Here is a 16360-nt window from a genome sequence, read left to right on the forward strand (position 1 = left end):
CGGCGTCGCGGGGCGGCGCGTTCACTTGGCGATGCGCTTGCCCTGGGCGTCGATCACCGCTTCGCCGTCTTCCTTGGTGAAGGCGCCCTGTTGCGGCGCCGGCAGGATGTCCAGCACCAGTTCGGACGGGCGGCACAGGCGCGCGCCCTGCGGGGTGCTGACGAAGGGGCGGTTCAGCAGGATGGGGTGGGCCTCGATGGCGTCCAGCAGGGCGTCGTCGCTCAGCGTGGCGTCATCCAGGCCAAGCTCGGCATAGGGCGTGCCCTTCTCGCGCAGCGCGTCGCGCACGGTGATGCCGGCGCGCTTGAACAGCGCCTTCAGTTCCGCGCGCGACGGCGGCGTCTCCAGGTACAGCACGACCTGAGGCTCGATGCCGGCGTTGCGGATCATGGCCAGCGTGTTGCGCGAGGTGCCGCACTTGGGGTTGTGATAGATGGTGACGTCGGACATGGGGCCTTCCTTGCGGTGTTGCGGGGACAAGGGGGGAGCATAGTGCATTCCGGCTCGGCCCTGTCCCCATGCGCCCGGCGTCAGGCGCGCAGCTTGCGGCCCAGCCGGCGCCAGCCGATCACCACGCCGGTCAGGCTCAGCGCCGCGCCGCCCAGGCTCAGGAACACCAGCAGGATGTCCCACAGCGGCCGCCGCGCCAGCAGGCCGGTCCAGTCCCAGCTGTGCAAAAAGGCGAACAGCCAGCGGCTGGCGCGGTTGCCGCGGTCCTGCCGGCTCAGCACCTGGCCGGTGCGCGGATCCAGGTAGACCCAGCTGGCCTGCGGGTCGTCGAACACCATTCGCCACGCCGGCAGCGGCTTTTCGATATGGCCGAGCATGGCGTGCTCGTCGCGGCCGTAGTAGTAGAAGTCGTAGCGGTCCAGCACCTGCACCTCGGTCAGTTTGGCGCCGGGCACCAGCCGCGCGGCGGCGGCGCGCAGGGCGGCCGGGTCGAGCGTGACGGGCCGCGCGTCGGCCGCCGCCAGCAGTTGCGGCGCGCCCGGTCCGCTGCGGGCCAGCACCAGGTCGTGGCCGTCCACCCGTTGCCAGCGCAGTTCGCGCGGCGCCGCGGGCAAGGCGCGGATCAGCGCGGCGGGCGGCGCCTGCGGCGCGTCGGCGGCATAGGCGCCGCCGGCGTAGGCCTGCTGCGCCAATGGCGGCGCGCCGCTGCTGAACACCTTCCACGGGTTCATCGACATCAGGCCGCTGAATATCCAGGTAATGGTGATGCCGGCGAACAGCAGGCCGGCCAGGTGGTGCCAGCGCATCATGTTCTCGCGGTAGGGCGAGCGGCTGCCGCTGGCGTAGGGGCGCGAGAAGCGCCAGCGCAGGATGCCGACCACCGTGCCCGTCAGCGCCACGGCCACGCCGATCACCGACAGCCAGACGACGATGTCGTGCCACCACGGATCGAAGACGTTGCCACGGAACGGATACAGCCAGTGGATCCAGGCGCCGGCGTAATTCCACAGCCGTTCGCGGCGGGTGGCGTCCAGCACCACTTCGCCGGTGGCGGACGAGACGTACAGCCGGGTGCGGGCCGGGTCGTCCAGGTCGATGCGGTGCAGCGGCCGATGCATGTCGAGCGCGCCGGAATGGGTGTAGACGTCTTCTTCCACCTCGCCCTGGTAGTGCGCGGCGTAGTCGCCGCCGAACCACGCCGCGGCGCTGGCCGTGGCGACCGTGGCGTTGGCGCGCGGCAGCAGCGCGCCGCTGGCGGCGTCCACCACCTTGGGCGCGCGGCCGCGCCCGGCCGGCACCAGGTAGACCGGCGCGCCGCCGCGCAGCGCGGCCAGGCTCAGGCCCGCCATATCGGTCGCGCCGGCCGCCGCCAGCGCCTGGGCCGGCGTGGCGGCGACGCGGGCCGGATCGAGCGGCGCCAGGTGCGTCATGCGTTCCTGCGGCGTGAGCTTGGGATAGCCCACGTACATCATCACCACGCCCGAGATGAACCACATGGCGAAGAACAGGCACAGCACGATGCCGGCCCAGCGGTGCGTCAGGTACAGCCAGCGCTTGGCGCGGGTGGACCACGGCACGGGCGCGGGCCGGCGGCGGGGGGAGGGGATGGCGTCCATGGCAGTCCTCAGAACCGCGCCTGAAGCGTCAGTTCGAACGAGCGCGGCGCGCCCAGGTAGAACATCGGCGCGCCGGTGACGTTGGCCGCGTACACCTTGTCGGTCAGGTTGCGGACCCGGCCGGTGACGGTGAAGTGGCGGTCGATGCGGTGCGACAGCGCCGCGTCGAATACGGTGTACGACGGCGCCCAGACGGTGTTGGCGGCATCGGCATAGGCGCGGCCGACATAGCGCGCGGCCACGCTGGCGTTCCAGTCCGGCAGGAAGGCGTAGTCGATCCAGGCGTTGGCCACGCGCCGCGGCGTGTTGGTCGGCACATTGCCGTTGCGCGACACGCGGACGCCGCCGACCGTCTCGGAGAAGTCGTCGTATTGGGGATCGACGAAGGCGACGTTGGCCTGCAGCGACAGGGTGCGCGTCAGCCGCAGGCCGCCCGCCAGCTCCAGCCCGCGCGCCGACTGCTGGCCCACCGGGATGCTGACGGCCGGGTTGTTGGCGTCGGGCGCCGAGATGTTCTTGCGCGTGATCTCGTAGGCGGCGACGGTGGCCGAGCCGCGGCCGTCCCAGAACTCGAACTTGCCGCCGACTTCCTTCTGCGTGCCGGTGGTCAGTTTGTCGTTGTTGAGCACGTCGGCGAACGACGCGGTGGCCATGATGCCGGACGGGGGATCGGCGGCCGTGGCGTACTGAGCGTAGAGCGAGGCTTGCGGCGTGATGGCCCAGTTCAGCGCCAGCCGGCCGGTGGTGGGCGAATAGCTGCGCGAGGCCGAGGCCGGCGAACTGGCCGTGACCGCGCGGCGATTGGTCAGGTCCAGGTCGATGAAGTCCTTGCGCAGGGCCGACACGATGGCCACGCCGGGCAGCACCTCGGTGCGGTTTTCCAGCGTGAAGGCCAGCGTGCGGATGCGGTTGTCGCGGTCCGGATTGTGGCCGCGCGTCATGCCGGGGATGTCGTAGAAATAGCCCGGCTGGAAATCATACGGATCGACCGCGTCCACCGTGGCCGGCAGGCTGGTCGGATAGCGGGTCTGCTTGTTCACGCTCAGGTCGGCGCCGAACGACCAGCTGGTGGGCAGGCCGGCCAGCGTCGATTCGACCAGGCCTTCGACGCGGTTGCCGATCAGGCTCTGTTCGTGGCGCTGCAGCAGCGCGCCCGAGCGCAGCACGCGGCTGTTGGCGGCGTTGTAGCGGTAGGTCTCCAGGTTGCGGAAATCGCGGTCGGCGCGGTAGTAGTAGAGCGTGTTCTTGAACGTGACGCCGGGCGCGGCGCGCCATTCCGTGAGCGAGCGGGCCCACAGCACCGACTGCTCGTACAGGCCGTCGTCGACGTTGTAGTTCTTGAAACGCGTGCCGCCGCGGATCTGGCCTTCGCCGCTCACCTTGCCGTTCGCGCCCACTGTCAGCGGCGTGCCCCAGTAGGGGCGGTCGACGCGTTCGCGCTGGTACTCGAAGGCCCAGGTCTGGGTGACGTCGTCGCCCAGGTCGGACAGCAGCGAGGCCGCCACCTGGGTGGCGTTCGACCGTTCGCCGTCGACCCAGCCGTGGCTGGCGGTGGTGTTGGCGTCGATGCGCAGGTAATGGCCGCGGCCGCCCGGCGAGCCGGCCAGCTGCTGGTTGATGCCGACCGACGCCTGGCGCGTGTCGAACGATCCCAGGCGCAACTGGCCTTCGTAGAAGGTGTCGCGTTCGGCCAGCTTGGTGACGTAGTTGATGGCGCCGCCGACCGCGCCGGCGCCGAACAGGAAGGTCGAGGGGCCGCCGATGGCCTCGACCCGGTCGTAGATCCAGCTGTCGATCGGTCGCGCGGCCACCGAGTCGTATTGCACCGAGATGCCGTTGAACAGCTGCGAGACCTGCCCGCCGCTGAAGCCGCGGTAGCTGACGGCGCCGGCCATGCCGGGGGGCGCGGCGTTGTTCACGCCGGGGATGCCGCGCGCGATGTCCTGGGTGTTGAGGGCGCCGCGCGCCTCGATCTGCTGGCGCGAGATGACGGTGACGGACGCGGGCGTGTCCTTGATCCGCAGGCCGAGGCGGCTGCCGGTGCCGTCGATGCGCTCCAGGTTGATGGGGCCGTTGGGCGAGTCCTCGGCGCGCTCGCCTTCGACCCGGGTCGGGGCCAGGGTTTCGATGGCGGGTTCGGCGGTCAGCGCGAACGCGGGGTTGGCCGCGCAGGCGCCGGCCAGCAGGGATGCTGCATAGGTTTTTTTCATGGTCCAGGCCGGCGGGGGCCGGCATGCACGCTCGCGCGGGCGCCGCGGTCAGGGGCGGCGAAAAGGCGCGGGCGCGGGGTCTCCAGGGCGTCGCCGCCGGAAATGGGCGGCGCGGGCTCGGGCGCGGGCGGCGGGGCGGCCGTCCACGGGGGACGGCGTCCGCGCGCTCAGGCCGCGGGCGGGGCGCGCGGCTGGGCCGCGTGCCAGGCGTGGAGCGGGTGCGAGGCGCGGTAGAACAGCGCCGGATAGGTGACGCCGCCGCTGGCGGGCGCCGGCAGCACGGTCAGGGACGTGGGGGGCATGCCGAGATCGCCCTGCGGATTGCGGCAGAACGGGCAGTGGTTGCTGTCGCCATGATGGGCGGCGTGGTCGCCGGCCGCGTCATCGCTTTGCACCTCGATGGTCAGGGACGAGCGGCCATCGGGGGCGCAGTAGTCCACGGTGACCTGGCGGCTGGCATTGGGCAGGTGGTTGCCATGCGCCAGCGACGGAACCAGCGACGCCCACAGGATCGCGATCAGCGCGATCCAGGCGTAGCCGCGGTTCAGGAAGTGGGCAAGGTGCATGACGCAGGATTATATCGGACCCGTCCTGGCTTGCCGTCCCGCGGATACGGCACGGCACACTAGACCGAAAGATGCCGCCGCACGTCCTCGCCGTCGATGGCGGCGCGGTCGCCGCTGGCCACCACCTCGCCGCGCGACAGCACCACGAAGCGGTCGGCCAGTTCGCGGGCGAAGTCGAAGTACTGCTCGCACAGCAGGATGGCGATGTCGCCGCGCTGGCGCAGCATGTGGATGACGCGGCCGATGTCCTTGATGATGGACGGCTGGATGCCCTCGGTCGGTTCGTCCAGGATGATGAGCCTGGGCTCCGCCACCAGCGCGCGGGCGATCGCCAGCTGTTGCTGCTGGCCGCCCGACAGGTCGCCGCCGCGCCGCGCCAGCATGCTCTTGAGCACCGGGAACAGCTCGAACACTTCCTCCTTGATGCGGCGCGCGCGCGCCGCCGGCTGGGTGGCCATGCCCATCAGGATGTTCTCCTCGACCGTGAGCCGGGCGAAGATGTCGCGGCCCTGCGGCACGTAGGCCATGCCGCGCGCGGCGCGCTGGTGCGGCGCCAGGCGAGTGATGTCGGCGCCGTCGAAGGCGATGGCGCCGCGCGCCACCGGCAGCACGCCCATCACGCACTTGAGCAGCGTGGTCTTGCCGACGCCGTTGCGGCCCAGCAGCGCCAGGCATTCGCCCTGGTTCACGGCCAGCGATACACCGCGCAGGGTGTGGCTGCCGCCGTAGTACTGGTCGATGGTGTTCACGTTCAGCATGTCAGCGCCCCAGGTAGACTTCGATCACGCGCGGGTCGGCCTGCACCTTGGCCATCGGCCCCTCGGCCAGCACCGAGCCTTCATGCAGCACGGTCACCTTGCCGTCGCCGGCGATCTGGTTGACGAAATCCATGTCGTGCTCGACCACCATCAGCGAATGGCGGCCGCGCAGTTCGTTGAGCAGTTCGCCGGTGCGCTCGGTCTCGGCGTCGGTCATGCCGGCCACCGGCTCGTCCAGCAGCAGCAACTGCGGTTCCTGCATCAGCAGCATGCCGATCTCCAGCCATTGCTTCTGGCCGTGCGACAGCAGGCCGGCCGGGCGGAAGGCCTCGGGCCGCAGCCGGATCAGGTCGAGCGTCTCGCCGATGCGGTCGGTCTGCTCGCCGGTCAGGCGCGCGAACAGCGTGGGCCGCACGCGCTTGTCGGTCTTCATGGCCAGCTCCAGGTTTTCGAACACCGTGTGTTGCTCGAACACGGTGGGGCGCTGGAATTTGCGGCCGATGCCGGCGTGCGCGATCTGCGCCTCGCTCAGCGTGGTCAGGTCGATGCTCTGGCCGAAATAGGCGGTACCGGCGGTGGGCCGCGTCTTGCCGGTGATGACGTCCATCATGGTGGTCTTGCCGGCGCCGTTGGGGCCGATGATGCAGCGCAGCTCGCCGACGCCGATGTCCAACGTCAGATCGTTGAGCGCCTTGAAGCCGTCGAAGCTCACGGTGATGCCTTCCAGGTAGAGGATGGCGCCGTGGCTGGTGTCCAGGCCCTTGGGGCTGACGCGGCCGTAGCCGGCGTCGCCGCTGGGGCCGCCGTCCAGCATGGCGGATTCGGAATGGGTGCTGGTCATGCGCGTCGCTCCTGGTAGCGGGCGGCCAGGCGCCGGGCCAGGCCGACGATGCCGGTGGGCAGGAAAAGGGTCACCAGCACGAAGATCAGGCCCAGCGCGTACAGCCAGAATTCGGGCAGCACGCTGGTGAACCAGGTCTTCAAGCCGTTCACGGCGCCGGCGCCGATGATGGGGCCGATCAGCGTGCCGCGGCCGCCGGTGGCCACCCAGATCACCATCTCGATGGAGTTCTCGGTGGACATCTCGCTGGGGTTGATGATGCCGACCTGCGGCACGTACAGCGCGCCGGCGATGCCGCACAGCACGGCCGACAGCGTCCACACGAACAGCTTGAAGCCGAGCGGGTCGTAGCCGATGAAGCGCAGCCGGCTCTCGGCGTCGCGCACCGCCGTCAGCACCCGGCCCAGCTTGGACTGGGTGACGGCGCGCGCCAGCACCAGCGCGCCGGCCAGCGCCGCCAGCGTGATCCAGTACAACGCGGCGCGGGTGCCGGGCGCGGTGATGTCGAAGCCCAGGATGCGCTTGAAATCGGTGAAGCCGTTGTTGCCGCCAAAGCCCGTGTCGTTGCGGAAGAACAGCAGCATCGCCGCGAAGGTCAGCGCCTGCGTGATGATGGAGAAATACACGCCCTTGATGCGCGAGCGGAAGGCGAAGTAGCCGAACACGAAGGCCAGCGCGCCCGGCACCAGCACCACCAGCAGCATGGCGTAGGCGAAGTGGTCGGTGAACGCCCAGTACCAGGGGTAGTCCTTCCAGTCCAGGAACACCATGAAGTCCGGCAGCCGGCTCTGGTAGACGCCATCCTGGCCGATGGCGCGCATCAGGTACATGCCGTGGGCGTAGCCGCCCAGCGCGAAGAACAGGCCGTGGCCCAGCGACAGGATGCCGGCGTAGCCCCAGACCAGGTCCAGCGCCAGCGCCGCCAGGGCGTAGCACATGAACTTGCCCAGCAGCGCCACCGCGTAGGCCGAGATGTGCAGCGGATGGCCGGCGGGAAACGCCAGGTTCAGCAGCGGCGCCAGCGCCAGCAGCAGCACGCCCGCGCCCAGCGCGGCCCAGGCGCGGCCATTGAACAGCGGACGGCGCGCCAGCAGGTTGAGATCGGTCAGCGCGGTCTGCTTCATTCGACGCTCCGGCCGCGCGGGGCGAACAGGCCTTGCGGCCGCTTCTGCACGAAAAGCACGATGAGCACCAGGATGGTGATCTTGGCCATGACCGCTCCCGCGTAGGGCTCCAGGAATTTGTTGACGCCGCCCAGGCCGAGCGCGGCGATGACGGTGCCGGCCAGCTGGCCGACGCCGCCCAGCACCACCACCATGAAGGAATCGACGATGTAGCCGCGGCCCAGGTCCGGGCCCACGTTGCCCAGCTGCGACAGCGCCACGCCGGCCAGCCCGGCGATGCCCGAGCCCAGCCCGAACGCCAGCATGTCGACGCGGCCGGTGGGCACGCCGACGCAATCGGCCATGCGCCGGTTCTGCGTGATGGCGCGCACGAACAGGCCGAGCCGCGTGTGGTTCAGCAGCGCCCACACCAGGAACACCACGAACAGCGCGAAGCCGATGATGACCAGCCGGTTGTAGGTCAGCACCAGGCCGCCCAGCACGGTGACGCCGCCCGACATCCAGCTGGGGTTGCCCACTTCCACGTTCTGCGCGCCGAACAGCGTGCGCACGCCCTGCATCAGCATCAGGCTGATGCCCCAGGTGGCCAGCAGCGTTTCCAGCGGCCGGCCGTAGAGCCAGCGGATCACGGTGCGTTCCAGCGCCATGCCGACCAGCGCGGTGACCACGAAGGCCAGCGGCAGCGCCGCCGCCACGTACCAGTCGAGCCAGCCCGGCAGCCAGGCGCGGAACGCCGTCTGCACCAGGTAGGTGACGTAGGCGCCGATCATCAGCAGCTCGCCGTGCGCCATGTTGATGACGCCCATGAGGCCGAAGGTGATGGCCAGCCCCAGCGCCGCCAGCAGCAGCACGCTGCCCAGGCTGAGGCCGTAGTACAGGTTGCCGGCCCACTCGATGGTGGCCAGGTGGCGGTCGATGCGCTTGAGCGCGTTGGCGGCCGCCTCGCGCACGCCGGCGTCGGGTTCGGCGTAGACGCCGTCCTGCTGTTGCGTCAGCGCCGCCAGGGTCGGCCGGAAGGCGGCGTTGTCGGTGCGGCCGAGCAGATCCACCGCATGTCGGCGCACCGCGGGGTCGGCGCTCTTGAGTTCGAGATTGGCCTGCGCGATCTCCAGCGCGGCGCGCACGGCCGCGTCCTTTTCGGCGGCCAGCGCCTTTTCCAGCAGCGGCAGGCGCGCCGGATCGCCGGTCTGCTGCAGGCGGCGGGCCGCGGCCAGCCGTTCCTGCGGGTTGTCGGAGAACAGGCGCGAGCCGGCCAGCGCCGCCTCGATCGCGCGCCGCAGCCGGTTGTTGATGCCGATGCCGGCGGCATCGGCCGGCATCGGCAGGGCCGTGCCGGTGGCCGGATCGGTGGCCTGGCCCTTGCCGTCGCCGATCAGCACGCGGCCGTCCGGCAGCGCATACAGCTGGTCATTGCCCAGCGCCTGCAGCACCGCGGCCGCGCCCGGGCCGGGCTGCTGGCCCAGGGCGGCGATGGCTTGCAGGCGGGCGTCGGTGTCGTCGCCGGCCAGCGGCGCCAGCAGCGCCGGGTCCACGCCGGGCGTGGCCGCGTGAACGGCCAGCGCCGGCAGGGCCAGCAGCCATGCCAAGAGGAGATGACGCAGGAATTTCGCGATGACCGCATTCAGCATGGCTGCGCTTCCGGTTCCGGTTCAGAGACCTTGCTTGCTTTCGTTGCCCGGGATGTACGGGCTCCACGGTTGCGCGCGGATCGGGCCCTTGCTCTTCCAGACCACGTTGAACTGGCCGTCCGCCTTGATCTCGCCGATATAGACCGGCTTGTGCAGGTGGTGGTTGGTCTTGTCCATCTCGATCGAGAAGCCGCTCGGCGAGTTGAACTTCTGGCCGCCCATGGCCGCGATCACCTTGTCGACGTCGGTGGTCTTGGCCTGCTCGACCGCCTGCTTCCACATGTGGATGCCGATGTAGGTGGCCTCCATCGGGTCGTTGGTGACCACGGTGTTGGCGTTGGGCAGGTTCTTGGCCTTGGCGTAGGCCTTCCACTTCTTGATGAATTCTTCGTTGACCGGGTTCTTGATCGACTCGAAGTAGTTCCAGGCGGCCAGGTGGCCCACCAGCGGCTTGGCGTCGACGCCGCGCAGTTCTTCCTCGCCCACCGAGAACGCCACCACCGGCACGTCGGTGGCCTTCAGGCCGGCGTTGCCCAGTTCCTTGTAGAACGGCACGTTGGAGTCGCCGTTGATGGTGGAGATGACGGCGGTCTTGCCGCCGGCGGCGAACTTCTTGATGTTGGCGACGATGGTCTGGTAGTCGGAATGGCCGAACGGGGTGTAGACCTCGTCGATGTCGCTGTCCTTCACGCCCTTGGAGTGCAGGAAGGCGCGCAGGATCTTGTTGGTGGTGCGCGGGTACACATAGTCGGTGCCCAGCAGCACGAAGCGCTTGGCGCCGCCGCCGTCTTCGCTCATCAGGTATTCCACGGCGGGAATGGCCTGCTGGTTGGGCGCGGCGCCGGTGTAGAACACGTTCTTCTCCAGCTCCTCGCCTTCGTATTGCACCGGGTAGAACAGCAGGCCGTTCAGTTCCTTGAACACCGGCAGCACCGACTTGCGCGACACCGAGGTCCAGCAGCCGAACACCACCGCCACCTTGTCCTGCGACAGCAGCTGGCGCGACTTCTCGGCGAACAGCGGCCAGTTCGAGGCCGGGTCGACCACCACCGCTTCGAGCTTCTTGCCCATCACGCCGCCGTTGGCGTTGATCTCGTCGATGGTCATCAGGGCCACGTCCTTGAGCGACGTCTCCGAGATGGCCATGGTGCCCGACAGCGAATGCAGGATGCCGACCTTGATGGTGTCTTCGGCGGCGAACAGTTGCGGCGTCCAGCCCGACATGGCCAATAGGCTCGCGGCGGTCAATTGCTTGAGGACTAGTCTGCGTTTCATGGTGACTCCTGGATGGGAAGAAGCCGGCGGCGCCGGCGATAACGGTCTCAAAGCCTGGGACTGCATCCAACTACCTCTGCGCGCGGCCCTGCCGGAGCAAGGGCGTGACCAGGACTCAAAAGCAAAAGGCGTGCCAACCGCGGCGCGAGTACGGCGCGCTGTATTGAGCGATAGGGAAACAGGCGGTTCGGCGGCGGCGCGGCGGCCGCGTCGGCGCGGTTCAATCTGGTGCCGCGTGCACAAAACCGGTGCGGTCATTGCCCGCTGTGGGTGCGCGAACGCGGCGCGCGCGGTGGCGGCTGGCGGGGCGCCCAGGGCGGGGAAGGGGGCGCGGCGCACATGGCACGCGTATTGCTTGGGAATCCGTACTTGTATACAAGAGAGGATTCCAGCATGAATGCCGTAGCAACGCAGAAGGGCCCCATCGGTTGGACGATCGCGCAATGGCTGTCGGCCTATGACGCCGACGGGGCCACGCCCGAAACGCTGTTGCTGCCGCTGGCCGCCGCGCCGGGCGACGCCGCCGACAACGCCTGGATCACGCGGGTCGACGCGCCGGTGCTGGCGCGCCAGCTCGACGACCTGCGCCTGCTGCTGGCCGCCGCCGGCGGCGACCGCGCCCGCCTGCCGCTGTACGGCGTGCCGTTCGCCATCAAGGACAACATCGACGCGGCCGGCTGGCCGACCACGGCGGCCTGCCCCGCGTTCGCCTACACGCCGGACGAAGACGCGACCGTGGTGCGGCGCCTGCGCGCGGCCGGCGCCATCCTGATCGGCAAGACCAACCTCGACCAGTTCGCCACGGGCCTGGTCGGCACCCGCTCGCCGCACGGCGCGGTGGCCAACAGCTTCAACCCCGACTACATCAGCGGCGGCTCCAGCTCGGGGTCGGCCTCGGTGGTGGCGCGCGGGCTGGTGGCGTTTTCGCTGGGCACCGACACCGCGGGCTCGGGCCGGGTGCCGGCGGGCTTCAACAACATCGTCGGCCTCAAGCCGACCAAGGGCTGGCTCAGCACCGCGGGCGTGGTGCCGGCCTGCCGCACGCAGGACTGCGTGTCGATCTTCGCGCTGACGGTGGACGACGCCGAGCGCGTGGCCGGCATCGCCGGCGGCTATGACGAGCATGATCCCTATTCGCGCGCGCAGCCGGCCGGCGCCGCCGCGCCCTGGCCCGCCACGCCGCGGCTGGCCGTGCCCGACCGGCTGGAGTTCTTCGGCGACGCCCAGGCCGCCGCCGCGTTCGAGGCCGCGGTGCAGGCGCTCAAGGCCGGCGGCGCCGAGGTCCAGGCCATCGACTTCGCGCCGTATGCCGAGCTGGCGGCGCTGCTGTACCAGGGGCCGTGGGTGGCCGAGCGTTTCGCCGCGGTCGAGGCGCTGTGGCGCGACAAGCCCGAGGCCATCCACCCGGTGGTGCGCGGCATCGTCGAGGGCGCGGCCAACTACGACGCGCTCGACGCCTTCAAGGCCGAGTACCGCCGCGCCGAACTGACGCGCCGCATCCACCAGTCGCTGCAAGGCTTCGACGCGCTGGTGGTGCCGACCTCGCCGTCGATCTACACCATCGCGCAGTTGCAGGCCGACCCGGTGCGGCTCAATACGCAACTGGGCATCTACACCAACTTCGCCAACCTGGCCGACCTGTCGGCGCTGGCGCTGCCGGCCGGCATGCGCGGCGACGGCCTGCCGGCCGGCATCACGCTGATCGGCATGGCGTGGCAGGACCGCGCGCTGGCGCGTTTCGGCCGCCAATGGCAGGCGCAGCGCGGGCTGCCGCTGGGCGCCACGGGCCAGCCGCTGCCGCCGATGGGGCCGCCCGCCGCCGACCCGGAACTGCTGCGCGTGGCCGTGGTGGGCGCGCACCTGACCGGCATGCCCCTGAACCATCAACTGACCTCGCGCCGCGCGGTGCTGGTGGAAAAGACCCGCACCGCCGCCGACTACCGGCTCTACGCGCTGGCCAACACCACGCCGCCCAAGCCGGGCCTGGTGAAGTCCGACAGCGGCGCGCCGATCGAGGTGGAGCTGTGGGACATCCCGCTGGCGGCGTTCGGCGCCTTCGTGGCCGAGATCCCCGCGCCGCTGGGCATCGGCACGCTGACGCTGCATGACGGCCGCCAGGTCAAGGGTTTCATCTGCGAGCCGCGCGGCCTGGCCGGCGCCCGCGACATCACCGCCTTCGGCGGCTGGCGCGCCTACCTCGCCAGCCTGAACGCCACCCCCCGCTAATGCCAATCGCCCCTGGGAGCCGAACCGTGTTCGATACCGTCCTGATCGCCAACCGTGGCGAAATCGCCGTCCGCGCCATCCGTACCCTGAAACGCCTGGGCATCCGCAGCGTTGCCGTGTATTCCGATCCCGACCGCAACGCGGCCCATGTGCGCGAGGCCGACGTGGCCGTGGCGCTGGGCGGCGAGAAGGCCGTCGACAGCTATCTGCGCACCGACCTGCTGCTGGCGGCCGCGCGCGAGCATGGCGCCCAGGCCATCTACCCCGGCTATGGCTTCCTGTCGGAAAGCGCCGAGTTCGCCGAAGCGTGCGAGGCCGCCGGCATCGCCTTCGTCGGCCCCACGCCGTTGCAGATCCGCGAGTTCGGCCTGAAGCACCGTTCGCGCGAACTGGCGGCCGAAGCCGGCGTGCCGATGACCCCTGGCACGGGCCTGCTGGCCAGCCTGGGCGAGGCGCTGACGCAGGCCGAGCGCATCGGCTATCCGGTGATGCTCAAGAGCACCGCGGGCGGCGGCGGCATCGGCCTGTCGCGTTGCGACAACGAGGCCGAGCTGACGGTGGCGTTCGACAGCGTGCAGCGCATGGGCGAGCATTTCTTCCGCGACGGCGGCGCGTTCATCGAGCGCTATGTGGACAACGCCCGCCACGTCGAGGTGCAGATCTTCGGCGACGGCGCCGGCCGCGTGCTGGCGCTGGGCGAGCGCGACTGCTCGGTGCAGCGGCGCAACCAGAAGGTGATCGAGGAAACGCCCGCGCCGCACCTGCCGGCCGCGACCCGCGCGGCGCTGCTGGCGGCGGCGGTCAAGCTGGGCGAGTCGGTGGCCTACCGCTCGGCCGGCACGGTCGAATTCATCTACGATCCGGCGCGCGACAGCTTCTACTTCCTGGAGGTCAATACCCGCCTGCAGGTGGAGCACCCGGTGACCGAGGCGGTGACCGGGCTGGACCTGATCGAATGCATGCTGCGCGTGGCGGCGGGCGAACCGTTGGACCTGGCCGCGATGTCGCGCGCGCCGCAAGGCGCATCGATCGAGGTGCGGCTGTACGCCGAGGATCCGCTGCGCCAGTTCCAGCCGTCGCCCGGCGTGCTGACCGAGGTGCATTTTCCGGCCGGCGTGCGGCTCGATGGCTGGGTCGAGACGGGCACCGAGGTGCCGGCGTTCTACGACCCGATGCTGGCCAAGCTGATCGTGCACGCCGACACTCGCGAGGCCGCGCTCGACAAGCTGGCCGATGCGCTCGCGCACACCCGCCTGCACGGCATCGCCACCAACCTCGATTACCTGCGCCAGATCGTGGCCGACGCGCGCTTTCGCGCCGGGCAGCTGTCGACGCGCTTCCTGGAAGGCTTCACCTACCGGCCCGCGGCCATCGAGGTGCTGGAGGCCGGCACCTACACCAGCGTGCAGGACTACCCGGGCCGCACCGGCTATTGGGACATCGGCGTGCCGCCGTCGGGGCCGATGGACGACTACGCCTTCCGCCTGGCCAACCGTATCGTCGGCAACGCGCCCGACGCCGCCGGCATCGAGGCCACGCTGGTCGGGCCGACGCTGCGCTTTCATGGCGACGCCATCGTCGCGCTGACCGGCGCCGAGTGCGCCGCCACGCTCGATGGCGAACCGGTGCCGATGTGGCGGCCGGTCACGGTGCGCTCGGGCCAGGTGCTGGCCACGGGCCGGGCGCTGTCCGGCTGCCGCACCTACCTGGCGGTGCGCAACGGGCTGGACGTGCCGGTCTACCTGGGCAGCCGCTCGACCTTCGCGCTGGGCCAGTTCGGCGGCCATGCCGGGCGCACGCTGCGGGTCGGCGACATGCTGCCGCTGGTGCGTCCCGACCTGCCAGCCGCCAATGCCGAGCCGCCCGTGAGCGCGCCGCAGGCGGCGCCGGCCGAATTGATCCCGGCCTATGGCAACACCTGGGAGATCGGCGTGCTGTACGGCCCGCATGGCGCGCCGGACTTCTTCCGTCCCGAAGCCATCGAGGCCTTCTTCGCCGCCGACTGGGAGGTGCACTACAACTCCAACCGCCTTGGCGTGCGGCTGACGGGCCCCAAACCGACCTGGGCGCGCGAGAACGGCGGCGAGGCCGGCCTGCATCCGTCCAACATCCATGACTGCGAATACGCCATCGGCAGCATCAACTTCACCGGCGACAGCCCGGTGATCCTGACGCGTGATGGCCCGAGCCTGGGCGGTTTCGTCTGCCCGGTGACGATCGCGCGCGCCGAGCTGTGGAAGGTGGGGCAGGTCAAGCCGGGCGACCGCATCCGCTTCGTGCGCATCGACTACGCCGAGGCGGTGGCGCGCGAGGCGGCGCAGGATAGCAGCGTGGCGAGGCTGCAGGCGGTGGCGCCGCGGGCCACCGCGCCGGCCGCGCCGCCCGCCACGGCCTCCGAAACCATCATCGCCGCGCTGCCGGCGACAGGCAGCCGCCCGTCGGTGTCGTACCGCCAGGCGGGCGACGGCTACCTGCTGCTGGAGTACGGCGACAACGTGCTCGACCTGGCGCTGCGCATGCGCATCCACCTGTTGATGGAAGCGCTGGCCGCGCAGCCGATCGACGGCGTGCGCGAGCTGTCGCCGGGCGTGCGCTCGCTGCAGATCCGCTACGACAGCCGCGTGATCCTGCAGCAGGCGCTGATCGCGCGGCTGCTGGAAATCGAATCGCAACTGGCCGACGTGGCGACGCTGAAAGTGCCGACCCGCGTGGTCTACCTGCCCATGGCGTTCGAGGACTCGGCCACGCTGGGCGCAGTGCAGCGCTACCAGGAAACCGTGCGCGCCAGCGCGCCGTGGCTGCCGAACAATGTCGACTTCATCCAGCGCATCAATGGCCTGGCCAGCCGCGAGGACGTGCGCCGCATCGTGTTCGACGCCAGCTATCTCATCATGGGCCTGGGCGATGTCTACCTGGGCGCGCCGTGCGCGGTGCCGATCGACCCGCGCCACCGCCTGCTGACGTCCAAGTACAACCCGGCGCGCACCTTCACGGCCGAGGGCACGGTGGGCATCGGCGGCGTCTACATGTGCATCTACGGCATGGACTCGCCCGGCGGCTACCAGCTGGTGGGCCGCACGCTGCCGATCTGGAACAAGTTCCTGAAGAACCCGGTGTTCCAGGATGGCAAGCCGTGGCTGCTGCGCTTTTTCGACCAGGTGCGCTTCTATCCGGTGAGCGAGGCCGAGCTGGATACGCTGCGCGAGGATTTCCGCGAAGGCCGCGCCACGGTGCGGATCGAGGAGGAGGTGTTCGACTTCGCCGCGCACCAGCGCTTCCTGGCCGGCGAGGCCGATAGCATCGGCGCGTTCCAGGCGCGCCAGAAGACGGCGTTCGACGCCGAGGTGGCGCTGTGGAAGCACGAGGACGTGGCGGTGGCGCCGGTCGAGGCCGCGCCCGAAACCGAGACCGCGCTGCGCGAGGGCGAACGGCTGGTCAGCGCCGACATGTGCGGCAATGTCTGGAAGATCCCGGTGCAGGTGGGCCAGAGCGTGGCGGCCGGCGACACGCTGGTGGTGGTGGAAGCCATGAAGATGGAGCTGTCGGTGATCGCGCCGGTGTCGGGCACGGTGACGGCGATCCGCTGCGTGCCGGGCAAGCCGGTGAATGCCGGCGACGCGCTGCTGGTGCTGGCCGAGGACGCCACGTGCCCCGTGACCTGAGCCT

The 16360-nt window shown here is 70.4% G+C and carries 11 protein-coding genes; 2 read left to right on the forward strand and 9 right to left on the reverse strand.

Annotated elements, in window-relative coordinates; genetic code table 11:
- Positions 1-21: 21 nt before the first annotated feature.
- The 9 genes from arsC to urtA form a co-directional block, all read right to left on the reverse strand.
- On the reverse strand, positions 22-450 hold the full coding sequence (arsC, locus tag I6I07_RS13365) for an arsenate reductase (glutaredoxin) (RefSeq protein ID WP_198487005.1): 429 nt from the start codon (positions 448-450) through the stop codon (positions 22-24).
- A gap of 80 nt (positions 451-530) precedes the next feature.
- Positions 531-2066, reverse strand: coding sequence for a PepSY domain-containing protein (locus I6I07_RS13370; RefSeq protein ID WP_198487006.1), 1536 nt, complete (start codon positions 2064-2066; stop codon positions 531-533).
- A gap of 8 nt (positions 2067-2074) precedes the next feature.
- Positions 2075-4276 carry a TonB-dependent receptor gene (locus I6I07_RS13375; RefSeq protein WP_198487007.1) on the reverse strand — a complete coding sequence of 734 codons (2202 nt, stop codon included), beginning with the start codon at positions 4274-4276 and terminating at the stop codon, positions 2075-2077.
- Between the two features lie 167 nt (positions 4277-4443).
- Positions 4444-4842, reverse strand: a complete 399-nt coding sequence (locus I6I07_RS13380; RefSeq protein WP_198487008.1) for a DUF2946 domain-containing protein — start codon at positions 4840-4842, stop codon at positions 4444-4446.
- A gap of 59 nt (positions 4843-4901) precedes the next feature.
- On the reverse strand, positions 4902-5600 hold the full coding sequence (gene urtE, locus I6I07_RS13385) for an urea ABC transporter ATP-binding subunit UrtE (protein ID WP_006390957.1): 699 nt from the start codon (positions 5598-5600) through the stop codon (positions 4902-4904).
- Position 5601: 1 nt separating this feature from the next.
- Positions 5602-6441: an urea ABC transporter ATP-binding protein UrtD gene (gene urtD, locus I6I07_RS13390; protein WP_061073561.1), complete on the reverse strand. Its 840-nt coding sequence runs from the start codon at positions 6439-6441 to the stop codon at positions 5602-5604.
- Positions 6438-7565: an urea ABC transporter permease subunit UrtC gene (gene urtC / locus I6I07_RS13395; protein ID WP_198487009.1), complete on the reverse strand. Its 1128-nt coding sequence runs from the start codon at positions 7563-7565 to the stop codon at positions 6438-6440. Before urtC ends, urtD begins: the two co-directional genes overlap by 4 nt.
- Positions 7562-9193, reverse strand: a complete 1632-nt coding sequence (gene urtB / locus I6I07_RS13400; RefSeq protein WP_198487010.1) for an urea ABC transporter permease subunit UrtB — start codon at positions 9191-9193, stop codon at positions 7562-7564. Before urtB ends, urtC begins: the two co-directional genes overlap by 4 nt.
- A 21-nt stretch (positions 9194-9214) precedes the next feature.
- Positions 9215-10468, reverse strand: coding sequence for an urea ABC transporter substrate-binding protein (urtA, locus tag I6I07_RS13405; RefSeq protein WP_054428609.1), 1254 nt, complete (start codon positions 10466-10468; stop codon positions 9215-9217).
- 393 nt (positions 10469-10861) lie between these two features.
- On the opposite strand from urtA, the gene atzF reads away from it, so the two are divergent.
- Both atzF and uca read left to right on the forward strand, forming a co-directional pair.
- On the forward strand, positions 10862-12694 hold the full coding sequence (atzF, locus tag I6I07_RS13410; protein WP_198487011.1) for an allophanate hydrolase: 1833 nt from the start codon (positions 10862-10864) through the stop codon (positions 12692-12694).
- Positions 12695-12720: 26 nt separating this feature from the next.
- Positions 12721-16356: an urea carboxylase gene (uca, locus tag I6I07_RS13415; RefSeq protein WP_198487012.1), complete on the forward strand. Its 3636-nt coding sequence runs from the start codon at positions 12721-12723 to the stop codon at positions 16354-16356.
- The last annotated feature ends 4 nt before the right edge of the window (positions 16357-16360 follow it).

Source organism: Achromobacter deleyi (assembly GCF_016127315.1).
Taxonomy (GTDB): domain Bacteria; phylum Pseudomonadota; class Gammaproteobacteria; order Burkholderiales; family Burkholderiaceae_B; genus Achromobacter; species Achromobacter insuavis_A.